Here is a 22,407-nt window from a genome sequence, read left to right as displayed (position 1 = left end):
GTTAACCATATTCGGTCGCGGTTGAATCGTTTCATCATCATGGATCAAACCGGCTCCGTGCATCGGCCCTCGCTTTACACACAGATCACCGTCCTGTGTTGCAATAATCCGCGAAACAAATCGCGGAGGCAACGCGTCGTGAAACAACTTCTTGCAATGCTTCTGCTGGCGGCAACTCCGCTGGCAGTCGTTCGTCCCACATCGGCACAGGAACGCAAGCCAATGGTGGTGGTCATCAGCCTGGACGCATTTGGTGCATCGCTGCTGCACGACCCCTGGCTGCCCACGCCCACGCTGCACAGCCTGATGCAGTCCGGCGCATGGGCCACCAGCATGCAGCCCGTAAACCCCACGGTGACGTGGCCCAACCACACCGCCATGGTAACCGGCGTCACACCGGCAAAGCACGGCCTCATTGCCAACGGACTCATCCACGGCCAGCGCACCGGCGGCCCCATTGGTGTGGAGTTCCACGCAGACAAGTCAAAGCTGGTGCATGTGCCTACTGTCTATGACGAAGCCAAGGCCAGGGGCCTTGTCACGGCAGAGATGGACTGGGTCGCCGTAGAAAATGCAGGCATCGACTACAGCTTCTTTGAGCAGCCCGTGGAATCCAGCAAGCTGATCCAGGAGATGATTGCCTCCGGCGATCTGAAGCCCGAAGAGCTGAAGAACTTCAATCACGGCCCATCGCAACCCTACCGTGACCGCCTCTACACACGCGGTGCGGTCTATGCCATCAAGCACCATCACCCCAGCCTGACGCTGCTGCACCTGCTCACGTTGGACGGTACCGAACACGCTTACGGTTACAAGACACAGGCAGGCGATAACGGCGTGGCCTTTCTTGACGATCAGGTGAAGGAAGTCGTCAACGCCGTGCGTGAGGCGGGCGACCTCGATCGCACCACCTTCCTCATCGTCAGCGACCACGGCCAGTCCAGCGTGCACCACACCGTGGACCCGAACACTGTGTTGAAGAACGCAGGTATTCAACCCAGCGAAGCAGCCGCGCTCGTCGAAGGCGGAGCCACTTATCTCTATGAAACACACGCGAATGCCGCGTTAACAGAGAAGATCAAGGCTGCCTTTGCCGCCAGCCCGGCGACCGATACCATCCCGACCGAGAGTGAGATCATCGCACAGGGATGGCCGCGTCCTGCCAACAACGACACCGCGCCAGACGTCATCGTCTACGCGAAAGAAGACTGGAAGTTCGGCGGCGTCAAGCCGGGCGCACCTGATCCAGAACCGCAGACCGGCGCGCATGGTTACCCCAATACGCGTCCACTGATGCAGGAAATCTTCATTGCCAATGGCGCGGCCATCAAGCCACACGCGGGCGAGCAGCCATCGTTCCCCAACCTCGATGTCGCCGCGACCATCGCGAAGATTCTCGGCCTCTCCTACAGCAACATGGATGGCAAACCGCTCACCAGCATCCTGAAGTAAGCGTGGTGGCGGGCGTCGTGAATCAAACGACGTCCGCCATCCAACAAGACATCAATCCACGCGCAGAATCAGGCACTTCAGATACGCCGTCTCGGGCAGCGTCAGCACCTCTGGATGGTCCGGCGCCGCGCCGCGTGTCTCCAGCAGCCGCACATGGCGTCCCGCATCCGCCGCAGCTTCCGCCACGGTAGCCGTGAACATCTCGCGGCTCACATGGTGCGAGCACGAACACGTCACCAGCACACCACCCGGACGCAGCATCCGCATCGCACGCAGATTCAGCTCTTTGTAACCGCGCATCGCGCCCTCTGCCGCACGCTTCGTCTTCGCAAACGCAGGCGGGTCCAGAACAATCGTGTCGAACTGCCGCTTCTCCGTGTCATAGGCGCGAAGCAGTTCAAAGGCATCCGCTTCGATCCACTCCAACTCGGCGGCAATCGCATCGCGATTCTGTTCCAGGTTGGATTCCGCCGTCTCCAGCGAACTCCGACTCTGATCCACTCCCGTCACCTTTGCCGCCACACGCGCCAGGTGCAGTGCGAATCCACCCTGATACGTGCAGATGTCCAGTGCCTCCCCATTGCCGCTGCCATGCGCTTCGACATGCGCTGCGGCTGCGGCGGCATAGTTCAATCGCTGATCCAGAAACGCGCCCGTCTTCTGCCCGGCATTCGCGTCATAGTGCAGGTGAAGGCCGTTCAGCGTGAACAGGGTCTTCGGAGGCCCGCTGACACCTTCACGTACAAACAGCGGTTCCGTAGAAGGCACGGGAAGCTGCTCGAGTTCGCGAATACGCGGATCGGCCCGCTCCACCACTTGATTCACACCGTCCACGGCAAGTTCGCGTGCCAGCACCGCGCGCACATCGTCCTGCGCCGTGCCCTGTGTCAGCAACTGCACCACCACCAGGTTGCCATAGCGATCCGCCACGATACCCGGAAGGTCATCAGCCTCGGAAAAGATCAACCGCGCCGAATCGGTGTTCCCATCTGCCAGCATCTTCTGCCGCAGCGCCAGCGCCGTGCGAACACGCACAGCCATATCTTCCAGATACTCACCGCGTCCCACACGCGGTTCCGCAGAAACTTTGCGCAGTGCAATCTGCGAAGCCTCCGAATAAAACGCTGACCCCAACGGAATCCGCCGATTATCCAGCAGCGTCACCAACCCGCCCGGAGTTATCGCGGTGGCTCCCAGAGCCGGAATCAGCGACTCCACATCGCTCCGGTAAACCCACAAATGCCCCGCGCGCAGACGATCCGCCGCCCGCCGCGACAGGATCGCCGCGGGCCCTGCCTCGTCCGCTTCCAGCAGTTGCGGTTCGGTGGTTACAGGCCGGCCGCCACCGGAAAACTTCTTGCGTGCGCCGGTATCGCGCCGTTCTTTGCGTTTCACAGTCATCCTTCCCATCCTCGCACGATGGCGATTTCCGCAAAGAAAAGGGCGTCCGCATTTCGGACGCCCATCCATCGCGGAGATGGAATTTACTTTTCCGCCACACGAATCACTGGCCGGGTAAATCCGGGCAACACGCTGAAATACACCAGCTTCGTGGGAGAGAGGATGAAGCCGTTGTAGAAGACGCCATCGGCATTCAGCGTAAAGCGTCCGGTGCTCGCTTCCACGCCCTTGATCAGCGTTGTGGTCACACCGGCGGCAATGTTTCCGTCCGCCGTGGAATCCTCCACCAGCGTCGCCGCCGTTCCCGTGTCTGCGTTGAGGGTGCCAGAGGCAAACGCAATCGGCGCAGGCGTCGGCGTAACGCTGGTGGCATACAGCCCGGAGAGAGAAGAGGTGCTGAAGCTGCTGCCCGTCTGTCCTTCCAGTTGCAGCGTGCCAATGGGGCCTGTGGTGTTTTCCAATTCGGTGCCCACGCCCAGGTTATTGTCATACAGCCAGAACACGGGCATCTGCGCACTCGGTGCGGACTGGTTCACCAGCGCCACCCGTCCGCTGTCTGACACGGAGTAGCTCACCTGCATCGGGTTGTTCGCAAAGGTCTCGGATGTTCCCGCCGTGTTGTCCGCTTTGTAGGCAGACAGCGTGCCCGCGCCCGTCACCCGCAGCACATAGAACGTGGCAGAGAGCACATTTGGAAATGAAGTAGTGCCATTCCCGCCCTGCACCGCCGACTCCGCCGCAATGATCGTTCCCGACAGCGAAGCCGCGCTATACAGCGATTGCTGTTGCTGATACGCCATACCCGCCATCAGCGATGCACCGGCGTGCGGGTCGATAGACAGGATTGCGATCTGCTTCGCGTTGATAACGTAGTAAACGTAGCGAATGGGTGCGCCCGGATAACTGCTTCCCACCGTGCTGATCGTCAACGTGCCGCGCCCGTGACTATCCGGTGCGGTATAGCCTCCCGTCAGTGAAATCTGAGGATACGCCGTGTTGTAGCTGACGGCATCCTGCAATCCGCGCACGATCACACCGCTTCCATTGAACTGGAGATAGCCCGCCGCTGACAGCGCGCCGAACTGTATCGCAGCCTTGGCCGTCTCGCCGCTCAGCCGGAACACATACTTGCCCGTCAGGGCCGCCAGGCTGAAGTCTGATGCCGTCTGGCGCAGCGCCTCGCCTGAACCCTGCACCTGGCTCGCATCAATGGCGTTATCCGCATCCGCTTCAATGAAACGGAACTTGCTTGCCACACCGTTCGCAATGCTTGAAACCACCAGGTCTGCCGTCACCGTCGTGCTGCCGTAGGTAAAGACGATCTGGCCGCGTTGGTCTGCACCCACCGAGTAGCTGCCCGTCACTGCAACCGCCGTCTTTACCCCCGCGTACGCGTTGTTCTGGTCAATCTCGCCCGTCACCAGCGACGCGCCGTCAAACGTCAGCGATCCTGCCATGTCTGTCCCAAAGACGTTGCCGCTGCTGGCCGCACCCGTCGCCAGCGCGCCATTGCCCACACCGTGAAAGACAAACGCGTAAGACCCGTTCAGCATGGCGTTGTTCACACCCGGCGTCAGCGCACTCGCCACCGTCAGCGTCAGCGGCTGGCTCGTCAGCTGCGGCGTACCTTCCGCATCCGTTACCTGTGCCGTGAAGTTGTAAGGCCCCGCGGTTGCTGCACGTCCTGAGATCACACCGGCCTGGCTCAGCACCACGCCTGCAGGCAGCGCGCCTGCAGACACGGTGAACGTATAGGGCGCCACGCCGCCTGTTACCGCAAGTGTCTGCACATACGGCGACCCCGGCACTGCATTCGCCAGCGACGTCGTCGTAATGGTCAACGGTGCCACGGCAATCGTCAGCGCAAAGGTGACGCTTGCCGTCTGCGAAGTCGCCGTCACCGCACCATTGGAATCCAGTGCAGTGATGGTGAAGTTGTAGCTGCCCGGCGCAGTCGGCGTTCCGGCAAGCACGCCCGCGGAAGACAACGTGATCCCCGCAGGCAACACGCTGCCTGCCGCAATCTGATAAACATACGGCGATGTCCCGCCCGTTGCGGCTAACGTGTAGCCCGCAAACACTGTGTTGGCGGTGGTTGTCGGCAACGTTGCGCCGGAGAGTTTCAGCGTGTCCGCGACGGTTATCGTGCTGCTGTAGGTGGCTTTCTGTCCTGCCGCATCCGTCGCTGTAATGGTGAAGTTGTTGCTGCCCGCCGTCGTTGCGGAACCACTGAGAACACCTGCAGCAGAAAGCGTCAGGCCCGCCGGCAGACTGCCTGCGGTAACGGCATACGTCACGGCACCCTGCGCATACGCGCTCGTCAGCGTGGTCGCGGGATACGTCCTTCCCACCACCGTATTCGTCAGCGTAGGCGGCACAATCTGCAGCGCGGAAATGCCCAGCGTGAAACTCGCTGTCGTGGTCACCGGAGTCGCCGCTGCATCTTTCACACTCAGAGAAAAGGTGCTACTGCCGGAAGCCGTCGGCGTTCCCGCGATCACACCCGTCGCCGCATTCAGCGTCAATCCCGCTGGCAGCGCACCGCTTACCAACGCATAGGTACGTGCTCCCGTACCACCCGTTGAGGTCAGCGCGGCGGCGTACGCAACACCCGCATAGCCCTGGGGCAGTTGCCCCGTAGAAGTGAACGCGGGCAGCGCATTTACCGTAATGTTCACCGTTGCGGATTTCGTGGGATCGACCACGCTCGCCACGGTCACGGCGGCGTTCGTCACAGCCGTCGTAGGTGCCGTGTAGGTATTCGTCAGTGCCGTCGTTGCGGTTACGCTGCCCGCACCTGCGGCCACGCTCCACGTCACGCCTTTGTTTGACGAATCGCCGCTCACCGCTGCAGTCAGCGCAACCGTCTGCCCCGCATCAATCGTCGTGGTACTGCTTGCAGACAGCGTCACAGCAATACTCGCTCCCACACCGATAGATCCATTCCCATTGCTGGGAGCAGAAGTTGTCGCGTTGCTGTTTCCACAACCACTCAACAGGAGCGCAAAAAGACTGGCAGAAAAAAACTTCAATGCAATACGCATGTACAGAGACCTTGGGAAAAACAAAGTGATTCAGTCGCCTGATCCGCCGGGGAAGAAGTGAGGGCAAAAAGGCCGCGGCAGCAGGCGTGATGGTGTCAGACTAGTCCAGCGCGGCCTGTTCGCAGCCAATTTCTTTCGTTGTAAGTACAACGGAGTATTCCGTTTCTCCCAAAATGAGGAGATTATTTGGGTTTCTTACGCGACTTTCTGTCTGTAAATGTGGTCTGAACAGGTCACGGGCGTCGGATACTGTCCGCGCAAAGGGCGGTGCGATGAGGCAACGGTTCGTAGCAATGGCGGTCGCATCCATTCTGGCAACGCTCTTCGCCGTTGCGGTGTGGTCACAGGAACCTCAATCCTCGCCATCCCCTAGCGTCGAACCGCAGCGTTCTGCGGATGGCAGTTACACGCTCCACCGCAGCGCCCGCCTCGTCGTTCTGGATGTCGTCGTAACCGATCGCAACGATAAGATCGTCACCGGCCTGCCGAAATCGGCCTTCCATGTCACCGAACTGGACCAGCCGCAGACCCTGCTCAACTTTGAAGAAGCCGGTGCGCACGCTGTTCCTGCGACTGCTTCCATCCACTCCACGGCAGAGCTGGATCGCGTCGCACCGCAGGCACCTGTGAACATCCTCCTTCTCGACGAGTTCAATACGCGTTTTGAGGACATGGCGTTCGCTCGCTACTCGCTGAAAAAGATCCTGCAGAAACAGCCTGACAAACTCGACACACCCACCATGCTGATCGCCGTCAGCCTCAACAACTTCACCGTCCTCCAGGACTACACACAGGACAAGCAGGCGCTCCTCAACGCTCTGAATCATCACTTCGCCGCCTACCCCTGGCAGGTGCATAACGGCGGTTGGGTCGCCGAGCGCTTCGCCACCGCCTTCGCCACACTCACACGTGTAGCCGAAGCCGTCATCGGTCATCCCGGCCACAAGAACATGGTGTGGATCGGTCGCGGCTTTCCCGCTTACAACTTCATCAACGGCCCCGTCGACACGGAGAACCGCGTCAACAACGCCGTGCAGCAGTGCGTGAACGAACTGCGCGATGCGCGCATCACGCTCTATACCGTGGACCCCGCCGGTATCAAGATGGACCCCGGCGCAGGCTACGGCCCCGACGCGGCCTTTAACGATCCCTTCGGCGGCAACTACCAGTTCACCAAACTCGCCGTGGCCACCGGAGGACGCAGCTTCTACGGCCGCAACGATGTGGACACCGTTATCGGCGACGGCATCCGCGATGGTGGCAGCTTCTACTCGCTCGCCTACCGTCCCACCACCACATCAGCCGACCCCAAGAAATTCCGCCGCATCAAGGTCACGCTGGACGACCCCAACCTGAAAGCCATCACCCGCGAAGGCTATTACGTCGAGCTGCCCCCGGCGCGTGTGAATCCCGTCAATCCATCGCGTCGTCTTGCCTTTGAAGTGCTTTCCGCAGACTCCAGCAACATGGTCTACGACGGTGTGCCGATCACCCTCACACCCGACGCGCAAAATCCCGACGCCTTCAACATCTTCATCGACGGCAATGGCCTCATCTGGTCCAACGCCACAGACACCGACCCGCGCCGCGCCGAAGTCGTCGTGATCGCATCCACCTTCGACAAGAAGAACAAGGAACTGAAACGCATCTCACGCATCATCCGTGTGGCCGCGCAGGACGTCCCACCCGTGGGCCAGATCCACCACAACCTTGACCTGCACTTCATCCTCGATCACGATCCCAAAGCAGTGCGCGCCCGCTTCGTCGTCCGCGTCTCCGCCACAGGCCGCATCGGCACCGCCGACGCAAAGCTGAATCAGCCAGCGCAGGCGAAGGTAAAAAGCACCTCGCCCCAATAGTGAAGCAAAGCACTTCGCCTCAATAGTGAAGCAAAGCATCTCGTCCCAACAGTGAAGGCAACCATCGAAGCCGGTCATTCTGAGCGAAGCGAAGAATCCCGACGAACTCTGATTCTGCCAAGCCCTCTGAAAGTTTCCAGCCACAAAACCAAACCAGCTTTGCGAAAGCAAAGCTCATACGGTCGAAGACCGTCATTCTGAGCAACGCGAAGAATCCCCACACACTTCACCGTGCCAACACGTTCAGTTCTTTCAGCCACAAAACCAACCAGCTTCGCAGAGCGAAGCTCGTACGGTCAGAAAGACCGTCATCCTGAACGAAGCGAAGCGTAGCTGAAGGACCTGCATTCTTCTCCTCGCACTACGATGCGCCAGGAACCCATTCTTGTATCTAAGCGAAAGAACAAACTAAGCGAAAGAACAAACAAAAACGCGGCTCGCATCAAACGAGCCGCGTTCTTCTTGCTTTTTTGTTAAATCTCCTGCGAAGGCGGAATCCCCTTCACATCCGCGCCCAGCGCCTCATTCGGCGTCGCACTCATCACAAACGTCAGCGTGCCACCATTCGCAATATCGCTATGCCGGAACCACGCCTTGTCCTGCACCGTTCCATTCAGGCGGAACTCCTTCACATAAGCATCCGAGGCATTCGTGCGTTGCACTTCAATCTTCAGCACACGCCCCTTGCCCATATCCAGCGTTGCGCCCGTCGTCACCGGCGAGCCCAGCACATAGATGCCGCTCACTGGATCAACAGGATAGAAACCAAGCGCACTCAGGAAGTACCACGCTGACATCTGGCCCACATCCTCGTTGCCCTGCATGCCATCCGGCTCTGCTTTGTACATCGTGTCCATCAGGCTGCGTACGCGGCTCTGTGTCTTGTGCGGCGCACCGGCATACACGTAGAGATACGCAACATGGTGCGAAGGCTCATTGCCATGCGCATACTGCCCCACCATACCCGCAATGTCCGGCGGCGCATACGACGGTAACGTGCTCGGCTGATTGAATAGCGCATCCAGCTTCGTTACAAACGGCGCATTGCCGCCAATCATGTCGATCATGCCGCCCGGATCGCACTGCACCGTAAACGTTGTCTGCCACGCGTTGCTCTCGGTGTAGTCCCACCACTTCTCCCAGTGCCGCATCTCAATCGGATCAAACGGCGTGGTCCATTCGCCGGTCGACAGCTTCGGCCTCAGGAAGCCAACACTCGCATCCCAGTTGTTCCGGTATCCCTTTGACATCTTCAGCCGCTCATCGCGTTCCGTCGTCATGCCCAGCCGCGATGCAATGTTCGCCATCGCCCAGTCGTCATAGCAGAACTCCACATGCTTCGAAACCGACTCACCCTCAAGATCAGCCGGGATATAGCCATGCTCCTTGTGCCACGTCATGCCCTGCACATCATCCGCACGGCCCTTCTGCAACATCGCATACGCACGCTTGTAATCCGCGTTGAATCCCTTCTTCTGCGCCTCGGCAATGACTGACGAGCAGTGAAAGCCCGTCATGCACTCCGTCTCACGACCCCACAGCGGCCACACCGGCGCACCCGCAGGACTTTCCTCTCCCATGCGGATCAACGTATTCACAAACTGCGGCACACGCTCCGGCTCAATGATCGTGTAAGCGGGATGCGCCGCGCGGAACGTATCCCACAGCGAAAACGTGGTGTAGTTCCGTTCACCCGCAGGCAGCGATTTCACCGTGTTATCCATCGCACGGTAGCGGCCATCCACATCGTCAAACAGCACCGGCCCCAGGCTCATGTGATACAGCGACGTGTAAAAGATCGTGCGATGCGTATCGTCAATAAACGAAGCGCGCACCTTACCCAACTGCCTGCGCCACGCCGCCGCCGCCGTCATGCGCGTGCCATCAAAATCAAAGCCTTTCACTTCTGCAGCAACGTTCTTCGCAGCACCCGCGGCATCCACCGCGCTGATGCCCGTCTTCACGATGATCGTTTCGTTGGCCTTCGTATGGAAGTAGAGAACCGCTTTCAGGTTCACACCCTCAGCCCTCTTGCCGCTCACCGGCTGATCGTCTGAAAAGATCTCCACCTTCTTAGGCTTCTTTGAGAACTGCATGGAGAAGTAAGCATGACGCCCATTGCCCCATCCATTCGTTACATGCCCACCCTGCAACGTATCCGCGGCGGTCAGCTCCACTTCGCTGCTCACCACCGTGGTGCCATGTTTCGTCAGGTGCGCATGATGCAGGTCCACAATCAGATAAGCCTCATCGCTCTTGGGAAACGTGTACCGATGCACACCCACACGCTCCGTCGCCGTCAGCTCAGCTTTGATCTTGTACGTGTCCAGCATCACGGAGTAGTAGCCCGGCGTCGTCACCTCTGTGCTGTGCGTAAACCGCGAACGATATCCCTCTTCCGGATTTTTCCGGTCACCCGGCTGCAATTTCGCTTTGCCTGTCCCCGCCATCACCAGGAAGTCCAGCAGATCGCCCACACCCGTGCCGCTTAAATGCGTATGGCTGAATCCCATAATGCTGTCATCGGTAATGTGGTAACCGCTGCTCCAGTCCCAGCCATCGTTGTACGTATCCGGCGAAAGCTGCACCGCACCAAACGGCATACTCGCACCCGGATAGCAGTGTCCATGCCCACCCGTTCCAATGCGCGGGTCCACCCACTGCAACACATCATCCTTCGCAACAGCCTTTTGTGAAAGCGCCATCAACGAGCGCGATTCCATATGAGCAAGCGTGGCAGCAACAGCAGCGGATTCCAGAAACCTACGGCGAGTAATCATCAACATCTCCAACTGCCGTCATCCTACCAAGCCATCAAGTGACAAACCACGTACAAAGTCTGCCACCAGCGAAGCTCCTACGCACGAAGCGCCACAACGACGGATGAAATTGCAAGCGAAGCTCCTACAGTCGAAGACCGTCATTCTGACCCTGAGCTTGTCGAAGGGGAAGAATCCCGACAGACTCGAACGTGCCACAACCGCTCGCCTTTTCCGGCCACAGCTCTATGCTAGCTTCGCGAGAGCGAAGCTCATACGAACGAAGTTCGTCATCCTGAGCGAAACGAAGTGAAGTCGAAGGACCTGCTTTCCTCTCAACCTTCTACAACGCATCAGGAAACGAACAGCGTATCGACAGTTCCAAATTGCCACAATATGTCTCATGCAAAAAGGCACAGGCCACGCAGAAGTTGTCTGCGTGGCCTGTTTCCATTCGCAAGGAAAGTTAGAACGAGTACTTTGCGGAAAGCTGCAGCATACGCGGTCCGGAACGCGTGTCGCTGATGCGTCCAAACGTGCCGCTGGAAGCATCCTGCGCCGTGCCATCCGGGTTGCCGTAGCTTGCAATGTTCAGCACGTTCGAGGCATCCACGCGGAAGCTGATCTTCTGGCTCTCCGTGATGTTGAAGTCCTTGAACACTGACGCGTCATACTGCTGGTAGCCAGGCGTACGTTCCGTGCCGGGGCGCTGCGGGCTGATCACACCATCCGCAGGCAAACCGTACGCACACACACCGTTGTCCACGCCGGCCGTAAGGCACGGTGTAGCCGAAGCGTCCGTACCAAACCAGTGCTGCACGCTGCGGTTCACAATCTTCAGCGGACGGTACTTCACCATGCGCTGTTGATTGCTGTTCACGCCAGAGTTGATGTTGTTGCTGGTAATCGTGACCGGAAAGCCCGTGTACACAAAGCCAGAGGCAGCCACACGCCATCCACCAACCACTTCATCTACCAGGCGCGGCATGTTTCCACCAAACTTGCGGCCACGTCCAAACGGCAGTTCATACGTCGCCGTGAAGTTCACGTTGTGGCGCACGTCCGTGCCGTTCGGTCCGTATTCCAGCGAGTTGTTGCGGGGATCCGCAGCATACGCGCTGGCGCCGTTCACCTTCGACACACCATAGAAGCCAATGCTGTTCGTCAGTGCCTTCGCATATGCGTAGTTCGCTGTGAACTGCAGGCCACCACGCAGCCGCTGACGGAACGTCGCCTGCAGCGCGTTGTAGTTCGCCATCGCTTGCGATGCAGTCAACGGCACCGTGCCCGACTGACCCACCACCTGGTAGTACGGAGACTTGTTCACCGCAAAACAGGAAGCAGAGTTATAGGCCACCAGCGATCCGTTCACAAAGCAGGGAGCGGTCAACTGGTTTGCAGCCACAGCCTGGATCAGGTGGTACGCATACTGCCCCACATAACCCACCTGGAATGACGAGTAGTTGTTCAACTGGTACTCCGTCGTCAGGCTGTATTCCGTTACGGTAGAGGGCTTCAGGTTCGGGTCCCACGCACGGAACTTCGCGCTGCACGTTGGATCGGTCGTGTAAGAGCAGGTTGCATTCGAGTTCTGTGTGAATGCAGTCTCAGCCGTGGTGTACGTACCCGCACCCGTCGTCGTTGGAGCACTGCCGGTGTACGAAATCGACGTCTGGAACGGCGGGTTAATCGTCAGGCGAAGGTTCGCGCCCGTGCCTTCCAGGTACGTCGTGGTTCCAAAGCCACCGCGGACCACAAGCTTCTGCTTCGGGTTCCACGAGAAGCCAACACGCGGCATAAAGTTCGTCCACGTTGGGTTGTACAGTGCGCGACTGTTGCCGTTCTGCCCTGCCAGTTCAATCGCACCGGTGGCCAGGTTCAGGTTGGCCTGCTTGTTATTCACTTCGTAGATAGGCTGGTCATACTCCCAACGCAGACCCAGGTTCACGGTCAGTGTGGGCATCAGCTTCCAGTCATCCTGAACAAACCACGCATCGCGCCACTGGCGCTGGCCCGTGTGGCCTGCCAGCGTTCCGCGGCCTGCGGAGCTTGCACGGTCCAGGTAGAAGTCCGCCACACCAAAGCCGCTGGCTCCGGAAACAGCCGTGTTCGCGGTGTAGTTGCCGTTGTAGGTCATCTGGCCCTGTGCGCCGTCATTGCCGGTGTACAGGCTGTTCTGTTGGTAACGGATGAACTGTGCGCCCATTTTGATAACGTGATTGCCCTTCTGGATCGTCAGGTTATCGCCATAGGTAAAGTTGTTCATCACGTTGTCGGAATAAATGCCGGAGTTGCCAAACGCTGCACCGCCAGAACTCGACGCCAGGTTGGTTCCCGTGGATGTGATGTTCTGCGCCGCAAATCCCGGAACGGGGCTGCCGCCAGCAATGCCAACCGTGGCGTTGCCATTCGCGCCAAAGACGCCTGTCGTATCTGTAGGCACACCCTGGTGCCACGCCGTCCGGAAGAAGCCAGCGCGGAACTCGTTCTGGATCGTCGGCGTGAACGTGTGTACGTAATTGATCGCCACACCCTTCGTCGGATAGGTCGAAGCCGTGGGGAACGCCAGCGCAATCGGAGCCGTGTTCGTGTCGCCCGCCGTGCTCTGGCTGTAACGCACAAACATCGTGTCCTTGTCGCGGTAGCGGTAGTCCACCTTCACGTCAAACTGGTCGTTGTAAATGCGCTGCTTCGTCACACCGCGATAGTTACCCGTGGTGATCGTTCCTGCCTGCGCTGCCTGGTTCGGCAGCGGATACAGTTCCGGATGCGCGAACAGGTAACGCGCAACAGGGTTCAGCGCCGTCGTGGGCAATTGGTTGTTCACAAACGCCGGCTTGCCTGCAGCCTGCGCGTCGTACAACTGGAACGGCACTTCACCAAAGTCGCCTGCACGCATACGGGCTGTCGCCACGTTCACATCGCTGTAGCCGCCCTTGTGGTACCGGTTGCCGGAATAATCCGCAAAGAAGAACAGCTTGTCCTTCAGCATCGGCCCGCCAATCGTTCCACCAAAGATGTTGCTCGTCTCGCTCGTCTTCGGAACTGGCGTCGCGCTCAGGCCGTTCACCCACGTGTTCGCGTTAAAGCTGTCGTCCGTCACGTAATAGAACGCGCTGCCGTGAAACTTGTTGGTGCCGCTCTTCAGCAGCGCAATCACATCGCCGCCGTTCACGTTGCCGTACTCGGCCTGCGCGTTGCTGCTCACGGTGCGCACCTGGTCCAGGGCATCCGGGCTTGGGTTATAGCCAATCGTGTTGTTGATCGTCTCGTTGATCTCAATGCCGTCCAGCAGATAGTTGTTCGCCTGCTGTCGGTTCCCGTTCACTGACACCTGCGCGCCGCCATCCTTGCTGCGCTCAATGGCATTCTGACCCGTGAAAACCGTGGGATCGGTCGCCACCGCACCCGGCGTAAAGATCGTCAGCGATGAGAAGTTACGGCCCTGCAGCGGAATGCTGTCAATGGCATGCGTGTCCAGCGTGGTGCCCAGTTCGCCGCTTTCAGTATTCAGCAGCGGCACCAGGGACGCCTGCACGTTCACCGTCTGGGTACCACCTTCGGCGCCCAGCTTCGCGTCAAACTTCGCGTCCTGGCCTGCTTCAAGAGCGAACGGTCCCAGTGTCTGTGGCGCAAATCCCTGCGCCTCAATGGTTACTTTGTACTGGCCCACCTGCAGAAAGCGGATGTTGTAGACACCCGTACTCGTGCTCTGGGTGGAACTGCTTACGTTGGTCTGCACATTGGTGACAGTCACCTTGGCATTCGGCAAAACGGCACCAGACGCGTCCGTCACGGTGCCGTTCACACTGCCGGTAATGGTCTGGGCGTAGCTACAGGTTGAAACCGCCACAAGGGCGACGGGAAGCATTCGAAACATCGACTTCAAATTGGCACTCCTTACAGCGTTGGGGGAGGGTGATCGGGATGAAACGGGCTCGCCAGACAAGGTTTGTCTGACAGCTCACGCTCACGGCAAACGGCTTTTAGCCGTAACTTGCACCCTAATCAAAGAAGCGATGTGATTCGATACGGAAATATTTTCCGTCCTGTAACAATTCACGCCATCTCAAAAGCCATCTACGGATGTGTCTTCCTGCATGGCGATTCGAATATCGCCCATATTGGCCCGATATCGGACAACTCGCCATCATCCAGACGCAATCTTCCGCCATCCAGGCCTCAACACAGTCGAAGTAAGGCAACACTTCATCAAAACTGGAAAAATATTCCTTTATCGGATCGGCCCCAAATGGCGTATTCACCAAGACACCCCGAGCTTCTTCACCTGACACCAAAGTGGTATGCACTGTGCCGTACCGTGGGATTCGCGTTCCACTCATGTGCAAGGTACCGTAGCAGCTGTTCGATAGGGGCCTAACCCTTTCATCCAACGCACTCAGCCTAAGGTGAACAATCCGGCGGAGTGAAAAATGAAGAACACACCACCTATCACGCCTGTTGTTTTTTGATTGCTGCTTACTCGGTTTCACTCACTGCCTAGGAAAGGGACTTTCCGTACCATGCACATTGCACTGCTTTTCGCTGCTGGCTTGTTCATCGCTATCGTCGCAGGCTTCGCCAAGGTTGACGACAGCGCCTACTAACCCAGGCGCATTCACCAGCACCAAACCTCCCGAGGCGGCCCGCAGCCGCCTCTCGTAGTCTCTGCAAGATCGCATCGAGAAACCGCACGAAGTGCCTGCCCCTGTAGAATCAAGGGTGAGCATGGACCCCAAATTCATTCGTAATTTCGCGATCATCGCGCACATCGACCACGGCAAGTCGACCCTTTCTGATCGCCTCCTCGAACTCACCGGCTCGCTCACGCAGCGAGAGATGCAGGCGCAGGTCCTCGACGCCATGGACCTCGAGCGTGAACGCGGCATCACCATCAAGGCCCACTCCGTGCGCATGATGTACCAGGCCCACGACGGCCAGACCTACCAGCTCAACCTCATCGACACCCCCGGCCACGTCGACTTCTCCTACGAAGTCTCGCGCTCCCTCGCCTCCTGCGAAGGCGCATTATTGGTGGTCGACGCGTCGCAGGGAGTCGAAGCGCAAACCCTCGCCAACGCCTATCTGGCCATCTCCAACGGCCTCGAAATTATCCCTGTTATCAACAAGATCGACCTCCCCTCTGCGGATATCCCGCGCACCAAGGAGATGATCGAGACCACCGTCGGCCTCCCTGCCGATCACGCCATCGCCGTCTCCGCAAAGACCGGCCTCAACGTGGCAGACATTCTCGAGGCGGTCGTCACGCTCATGCCGCCGCCCACCGGCGACGCAGAAAAGCCGCTCCAGGCGCTCATCTTCGACTCATGGTTTGACCCCTACAAGGGCGTCATCGTACTCGCCCGCGTCATCAACGGCCGCCTCCGCAAGGGCCAGCGCATCAAGCTCATGAGCAACAACAAAGTCTTCGACGTGGAATCCATGGGCGTCCTCACCCCCAAGCCCGTTGAAATCGCCGAACTCAGCGCGGGCGAAGTCGGCTTCTTTGTCGCCACCATTAAAGACGTGGCAGACACCAAGGTCGGCGACACCATCACCGACCCCACCAACCCCGCCACCGAAATGCTCCCCGGCTTTGAAGACATCAAGTCCATGGTCTTCGCCGGCCTCTACACGGTAGAGAGCCACGAGCACGGAGCATTACGTGAGGCGCTGGGAAAACTCAAGCTCAACGACGCGTCTTTCTCCTTCGAACCGGAATCGTCGGTAGCCCTCGGCTTCGGCTTCCGCTGCGGCTTCCTCGGCCTCCTCCACATGGAGATCATTCAGGAGCGCCTCGAGCGCGAGTTCAACCTCGACCTCATCACCACCGCCCCCGGCGTCGGCTACAAGGTCCACCTCACCGGCGGCACCACGCTTGAAGTGCAAAACCCGTCGCGCTGGCCCGACCCCACAACCATTGACTCCATCGAAGAGCCCGTCATCATCGCCAAAATCCTCACCAACGAGGAGTACGTCGGCAACATCCTCAAGCTCGTCGAAGAAAAGCGCGGCAAGCAGCAGAACATGGAGTACGTCTCCGCCAACCGCGTCATGATCACCTACGAGCTCCCGCTCAATGAGATCGTGCTCGACTTCTACGACCGCCTCAAGTCCGTCAGCCGCGGCTACGCCTCACTTGACTATCACCTCTCCGGCACCTGGACCAGCCCCATGGTGAAGATGGACATCCTCGTCTCCGGCGAACCCGTCGACGCACTCAGCATCATCGTCCACCGCGACTTCGCCTACGACCGCGGCAAAGCCCTCGTCCACAAGATGAAGGAGCTCATCCCCCGCCAGATGTTTGAGGTAGCCATCCAGGCCGCCATCGGCAGCAAGATCGTAGCGCGCGAGACGGTATCGGCCATCAAGAAAGACGTCCTAGCCAAGTGCTACGGCGGCGACATCAGCCGAAAGCGCAAACTCCTCGACAAGCAAAAAGAGGGCAAAAAGCGCATGAAACGAATCGGCAAAGTAGACATCCCCCAGGAAGCCTTCCTCGCCGTCCTAAAAGTCGGCGAGTAGAACACTCAACCCGTTACAGCTTGTAGCGGGTTGAATATTTTGATCTATCTCGCGAATTTGAACCGGTGACAAACTGTCACTGGTTGAAGCAAAATCCAACGTCAAAAACTGATTCACTGGGTGCCCCAGGTGCGCGAAGCTCACCTGGGCATTCGCGCGCGAGCGCGAACTTCTTTCGGAAGGGCACGGCTTCAGCCGTGCCGTAAACACCCGTCTCGAAAACAAGCGCGGCCCACCGCATTTAGCAGGAGCAAGTATGTCTCGCGCCGCGCCTCCTAGAAGCGCGCGGCTGGCCATCCCGACGATCAGAACCCGCTAGGTGCTACGGAGGCGGCATCAGCCGAAAGCGCAAACTCCTCGACAAGCAAAAAAGAGGGCAAAAAGCGCATGAAGCGAATCGGCAAAGTAGACATCCCTCAGGAAGCCTTCCTAGCCGTCCTAAAAGTGGGCGAGTAGATTATTCTGAAATTCCTATGCGTAATCCCGTTTGGAGAGAAGACGAAATCGTTCTTGCGCTCGACCTGTTCCACGAACTTCCAAGTTCACATATCTCCGCCGCCAATCCGAAAATTCAAGCACTGAGCGACCAGTTGCGCGCTCTTTCCCCAGTAAACGCTTTGAACGCGACATACCGTAATCCGAATGGCGTAGCACTGAAGCTGCATAATCTCGCGAGATTTGATTCCACTAGGACAGCGAGAGGGATGAGTCGTGGAGGAAAGCTTGAAGAGAAGGTCTGGGCAAGATTCAATGGCAAGCGGACTTTTCTACGGGAAGAGGCTGCTCGTATCCGCGAGCATGCAAAACAAGGCTAGTCAATAGCCCTCGAACTGGTTACAAATTGTAACCAGTTGCTTCCTCTCGTTTTCGCACCTGATAGCCATTTCCTTCAACGGAACCTTTGGAAAATCGAGCCGCTTATGAGCCGTTCTACAGCTAAACTTGCATCAATGAAATCTGGCCTCACAACCTTGGAACTCTGCGCAGGCGCAGGGGGAGAAGCACTCGGTCTCGAGCAGGCGGGCATTGAACATGCAGGACTCATTGAAATTGATCCGCATGCCTGCAGAACGTTACGTTTCAACCGACCGAAGTGGAATGTTATACAAGGAGACCTTCGGGAATTTACGGATGTCTCCGCGTTCAAGGGGGTCGACATCGTATCTGGTGGGCTTCCATGCCCACCATTCTCGAAGGCTGGCAAACAGTTAGGTGATCAGGATGAGAGAAACCTTTTCCCTACGGGTATCCACATCATCGACCAACTTCGTCCCAAGGCCGTCTTGATTGAAAACGTCCGTGGAATCCTCGATGCGGTTTTTGCAGATTATCGAAAATATATTGCTGGTGAACTGAAAAAGCTTGGCTACAAGACAGGATGGCACCTGCTGAACTCTTCGGATTTTGGCGTTCCGCAGCTAAGGCCCCGAGTTGTATTTGTGGCATTACAAGAACGCTACTTCGATTCATTTGGATGGCCAATCCCATCAACCATGCCTCCTAAAACTGTAGGAGAGGCGCTGCACGACCTCATGGCAGTGAACGGGTGGAAAGGTATGGATGCCTGGAAAGCCGGAGCGGATGAAATCGCACCCACCTTGGTCGGAGGAAGCAAGAAGCACGGAGGGCCCGATCTGGGACCGACGCGTGCCCGTAGAGCATGGGCAGCCTTAGGCGTAAATGGAAGCACCTTGGCAGAGGAAGCTCCAGAACGAGATTTTGTGGGGATGCCTCGCCTAACCGTTCGCATGGCCGCACGTATTCAAGGATTCCCTGATGAATGGCAATTCGCCGGGGCAAAGACACATGCCTATAGACAAGTCGGCAACGCATTCCCTCCACCTGTAGCCAAGGCAGTTGCAACGCAAGTTGTTTTAGCGCTTACTGCAAGACGGCTTTTCAAGGTGGCAAGTTGAGCGATATCGTGCCGGTCCCTTCCTCCACCGAACTGCAGAAAGCACCCTCGTTTTTTGCAGAAGCAAGACGCACATTTCATGCAGCGTTGATGGAACGTGTGCTCTTTACAGACGAAAAGGGAATTCCTGCTAATGCCGATAGCTCAAACCGTGCCAGCGTTGCTATAGCCATCGGCATTCTCCAGCGGATCGGAACTGAAATTAAGGGAGAACGTCTAGCCGGACAGATGTCCGGTCGCAAGTTTGAAGAGATAGTTGCTAACTACATCAGGGCGACATTTGCTGAACTTGCTCATTTGCGGCCAGGCACTTGGACAATCGAACAGATCACAGCACGCAACCAGGCAGTGTTAGCTCGCTTCGAACAGTACGGTCACCTTGCAGCACTTGCAAGGGCCTCCGCGAAAGACCCTGAACTACGAACAGCCTTGGGAAATGACTACACTATTGCGCCGGATATCGTTGTGGTGCGGGCTCTTGAGGCCGACGCAAACATCAATCTCCCGAAAGAACTGGTTGATGAGGATGTTTGCAGACTCGCGAGTCTGCGGGAAGTCAACGGTGGACTGCCAATCTTGCACGCCAGCATCTCGTGTAAGTGGACTATGCGCAGTGACCGCGCACAAAATGCTCGTTCTGAAGCGTTAAATCTCATCCGAAACCGGAAGGGGCGTCTTCCACATGTTGTTGTAGTGACGGGAGAGCCAACTCCTAGCCGCCTCTCTTCACTCGCACTTGGTACCGGTGACGTGGATTGTGTTTACCATTTCGCACTTCCAGAACTGGTAGCTGCAGTCGAAGAACTTCAGCAGAGTGAAAGTGCTGACCTGCTCCGAATCATGATCGAGGGAAAGCGTCTGAAGGATATTTCTGACCTTCCGATGGACCTTGCCATCTAAACAAGCATGGACAGTCTCGATGCAAGGCGACGCAGCGAGAATATGAGGCGGATTCGTAGCAAGAATAGCAAGCCCGAAATTTTTCTGCGTTCTCTTCTACATAAGGCTGGTTATCGCTTCAGACTTCATCGCACAGATCTTCCAGGAAAGCCAGATGTTGTCTTTCCTGGCCGCCGCAAAGTGATATTTGTCCACGGCTGTTTTTGGCACCAGCATTCCGGTTGCCGGGAAGGTCGGCTACCTGGAACGCGTCCGGAATACTGGGTTCCCAAGTTACAAAGGAATGTAGCCCGTGATCTTGCAAATAGTGTCAGCCTCGAAAAACTCGGTTGGCGGATGCTGATCATTTGGGAATGTGAAATTGAATCCTCGCCGGGCTTACTTTCTAAGGTCGAAGATTTTCTCGGAAGATAACATTAAAAGACACCGCTTCGTCAAACCAAAATTGTTGTCAATAGCCGCTGCGGATTATCCATAACAAACCAAAGGGAAATACAGTTGGCATGGTATTTCCTCTGGATAGCTACAATAGAAGTAGAAGCTCTTAACGGCACTAGCCACGCAGCCGTAAGTCCCATAGAAAGAGGATTTTGCCTCTAACCCCCATGGGCAGGCGATCTTACAGGCACCAGCGCTGTAAGTCCTTTCGCAAGACGATTTTGCAAAAACAGGGGGGAGGGGGTACCCTCCCCAATCCCATTGCGGAAGGTTCCGCGCAAGAGCAAATGGCCGCTCCGGAAGGAGCGGCCATTCGTTGTGGTGATTGTGTTGCGGATGGTTTAGTGCGCGGGTGCGTCGCCTTCCGCGTGAGTGGTCTTCGGCACAATCCACACCAGCGGAACCATAATGGCCGTGAACACCGCCAGCACCGCGATGATGTCCAGATAAGCCAGCATCGACGCCTGGTTGTGCAGCATGTTGTAGATGTTGCCCTGCGCTGCGGAGATCGCATCGGCATGGTTGCCACCTCCGGGACCGCGACTGCCCTGCAGGAATCCGGCAACGCTGTTCACCCGGTCGTTGAAGGCCTGGCTGGTTGGTGTCAGGTTGCGGATCATGTACCCCTGATGCGCCTGCGAGCGGCGTGACAACATCGTCGCCACGAACGCCGTACCCACGGACCCACCCACATTACGCGCAAGATTCGAAAGTCCGCTGACATCGTTGTTCTGCGAACGCGGAATGTTGTTGTACGCGATGGTGTTGATGGGAATGAACAGGAACGCCAGCGAAGCCGCCTGCACAATGCGCAGCCACATAATATCCGCGAACGACGACCCAAGATTCATGTGCGAGTGCATCAGGTACAGCGAATACGTCAGCAGCGCAAAGCCAAACGAGATCATCACACGCGGATCAAGACGCGTAATCAAGATGCCAACAACCGGCATCATCAGCATGATCGTGACGCCGCCCGGTGAGATGACAAGCCCCGCAAGCTCCGCCGTGTAACCCAGCAACGTCTGCACATACTGCGGAATCAGCACGGTCGACGCATACAGCGAGAAGCCCAGCACAAACAGCAGCGTGAACGACACGGCAAAGCTACGCTGCTTGAACAGTGTCAGGTTCAGGATGGGTTTATCGCCCTTCTTCAACCGCCACAGCGACCACACGATCAGGCTGATCAACGACACCGCGCACACAATGGCGAAGATCGTAATCATCTGCGAACCGAACCAGTCGTCTTCCTGGCCCTTATCCAGCACAAACTCCAGCGACCCGAAGCCAAGTGCCAGCAGACCGAACCCAATGTAATCCAGGTTCAGACCCTTGAGCTTGTTCGCAGCCACTTCCTTGGTAATGTGCGGAGGATCTTCCACCATGCGAGTCGTCAAGACCAGCGACAGGATCGCCACCGGCACATTGATGAAGAAGATCCATCGCCAGTCATAGTTGTCGGTGATCCATCCACCCAGCGTTGGTCCAATCGCCGGAGCCGCAACCACGGCCAGACCGTACAGCGCGAATGCCTGCCCTCGCTGCTTCGGCTCGAAGGTATCGGCAAGAATGGCCTGCTCGCTGGGCCCAAGTCCGCCGCCGCCAGCACCCTGGATCAGCCGGAACAGGATCAGGATAGGCAGGGTAGGCGCCAGTCCGCACATGGCTGACGAGATGCCAAAGATGACCACGCAGATCATGTAGAACTTCTTGCGCCCGATGAACGTGGTCAGATACGCAGAAGCCGGAAGGATGATGGCGTTCGCCACCAGGTAACTGGTGATGACCCACGTGGCTTCGTCCTGCGACGCGCCGAGTCCTCCTGCGATATGTGGCAGCGCCACATTGGCGATGGAGGTATCCAGCACCTCCATGAAGGTAGCCAGGGTTACTGTGAGGGCAATCAGCCAGGGGTTATGCTTCGGTCGCCACGGCTGTTCTGCCGCGTGCATCACCTCGGCTGACTCGCCGAACTCTTCCATTGTGGTTGCAGCCATACCCGATTTCAGATGGCGGATTCCGGCAGCGGATGCAGAGAGTTTGCATATGCACCGTTTTCAGTGCAATGCGGCATTTCATTTTCTCCGTTGCGTCATGCTACGGTCGAA

Annotated in this window: 12 protein-coding genes and 1 pseudogene; 8 read left to right on the top strand and 5 right to left on the bottom strand. The window is 57.8% G+C overall.

All coding sequences use genetic code 11. From position 1 onward, the window contains the following. Positions 1–138 precede the first annotated feature (138 nt). Positions 139–1,452, top strand: coding sequence for an alkaline phosphatase family protein (locus AB6729_RS11060; protein ID WP_371081675.1), 1,314 nt, complete (start codon positions 139–141; stop codon positions 1,450–1,452). Positions 1,453–1,503: 51 nt separating this feature from the next. Here the strand turns inward: AB6729_RS11060 and AB6729_RS11055 are convergent, their stop codons facing one another. After that, positions 1,504–2,853 carry a class I SAM-dependent rRNA methyltransferase gene (locus tag AB6729_RS11055; RefSeq protein ID WP_371081674.1) on the bottom strand — a complete coding sequence of 450 codons (1,350 nt, stop codon included), beginning with the start codon at positions 2,851–2,853 and terminating at the stop codon, positions 1,504–1,506. Between the two features lie 83 nt (positions 2,854–2,936). Beyond that, entirely contained in the window at positions 2,937–5,897 is a 2,961-nt protein-coding gene (locus AB6729_RS11050; RefSeq protein ID WP_371081673.1) for a beta strand repeat-containing protein, read from the bottom strand. Positions 5,898–6,190: 293 nt separating this feature from the next. On the opposite strand from AB6729_RS11050, the gene AB6729_RS11045 reads away from it, so the two are divergent. Then, positions 6,191–7,756 (top strand): VWA domain-containing protein, encoded by a 1,566-nt coding sequence (locus AB6729_RS11045; RefSeq protein ID WP_371081672.1) that lies wholly within the window; start codon positions 6,191–6,193, stop codon positions 7,754–7,756. A gap of 473 nt (positions 7,757–8,229) precedes the next feature. On the opposite strand, the gene AB6729_RS11040 is transcribed toward AB6729_RS11045, so the two are convergent. Together AB6729_RS11040 and AB6729_RS11035 are read right to left on the bottom strand one after the other, a co-directional pair. Next, a complete protein-coding gene (locus AB6729_RS11040) occupies positions 8,230–10,536 on the bottom strand; it encodes a GH92 family glycosyl hydrolase (RefSeq protein ID WP_371081671.1) in 2,307 nt (768 codons plus the stop codon). A gap of 445 nt (positions 10,537–10,981) precedes the next feature. After that, a complete protein-coding gene (locus tag AB6729_RS11035; RefSeq protein ID WP_371081670.1) occupies positions 10,982–14,395 on the bottom strand; it encodes a carboxypeptidase regulatory-like domain-containing protein in 3,414 nt (1,137 codons plus the stop codon). Positions 14,396–15,243: 848 nt separating this feature from the next. Here AB6729_RS11035 and lepA point away from each other — a divergent pair. The 6 genes and pseudogenes from lepA (at position 15,244) to AB6729_RS11005 (ending at position 20,272) form a co-directional block, all read left to right on the top strand. Further along, entirely contained in the window at positions 15,244–17,043 is a 1,800-nt protein-coding gene (lepA, locus tag AB6729_RS11030; protein WP_371081669.1) for a translation elongation factor 4, read from the top strand. 314 nt (positions 17,044–17,357) lie between these two features. Beyond that, positions 17,358–17,499, top strand: a pseudogene (locus AB6729_RS11025) (hypothetical protein); the annotation flags it as partial. A 17-nt stretch (positions 17,500–17,516) separates the two neighbouring features. Next, on the top strand, positions 17,517–17,858 hold the full coding sequence (locus AB6729_RS11020; protein ID WP_371081668.1) for a hypothetical protein: 342 nt from the start codon (positions 17,517–17,519) through the stop codon (positions 17,856–17,858). 105 nt (positions 17,859–17,963) lie between these two features. Next, positions 17,964–18,959, top strand: coding sequence for a DNA cytosine methyltransferase (locus AB6729_RS11015; RefSeq protein WP_371081667.1), 996 nt, complete (start codon positions 17,964–17,966; stop codon positions 18,957–18,959). After that, complete coding sequence (locus AB6729_RS11010) at positions 18,956–19,858, top strand: NgoMIV family type II restriction endonuclease (RefSeq protein WP_371081666.1); 903 nt, start codon at positions 18,956–18,958, stop codon at positions 19,856–19,858. Before AB6729_RS11015 ends, AB6729_RS11010 begins: the two co-directional genes overlap by 4 nt. Positions 19,859–19,864: 6 nt before the next feature. Further along, positions 19,865–20,272, top strand: coding sequence for a very short patch repair endonuclease (locus AB6729_RS11005; RefSeq protein ID WP_371081665.1), 408 nt, complete (start codon positions 19,865–19,867; stop codon positions 20,270–20,272). Positions 20,273–20,637: 365 nt separating this feature from the next. Here AB6729_RS11005 and AB6729_RS11000 read toward each other — a convergent pair whose 3' ends face one another. Continuing rightward, positions 20,638–22,296, bottom strand: a complete 1,659-nt coding sequence (locus AB6729_RS11000) for a DHA2 family efflux MFS transporter permease subunit (protein WP_371081664.1) — start codon at positions 22,294–22,296, stop codon at positions 20,638–20,640. Positions 22,297–22,407: the final 111 nt, after the last annotated feature.

Origin of the sequence: Terriglobus sp. RCC_193, assembly GCF_041355105.1 — a bacterium.
In the GTDB taxonomy this organism is placed as follows: Bacteria; Acidobacteriota; Terriglobia; order Terriglobales; family Acidobacteriaceae; genus Terriglobus.
The sequence above is the reverse complement of the archived record's forward strand: the minus strand, read 5'-3'. Positions and strand labels throughout refer to the sequence as shown.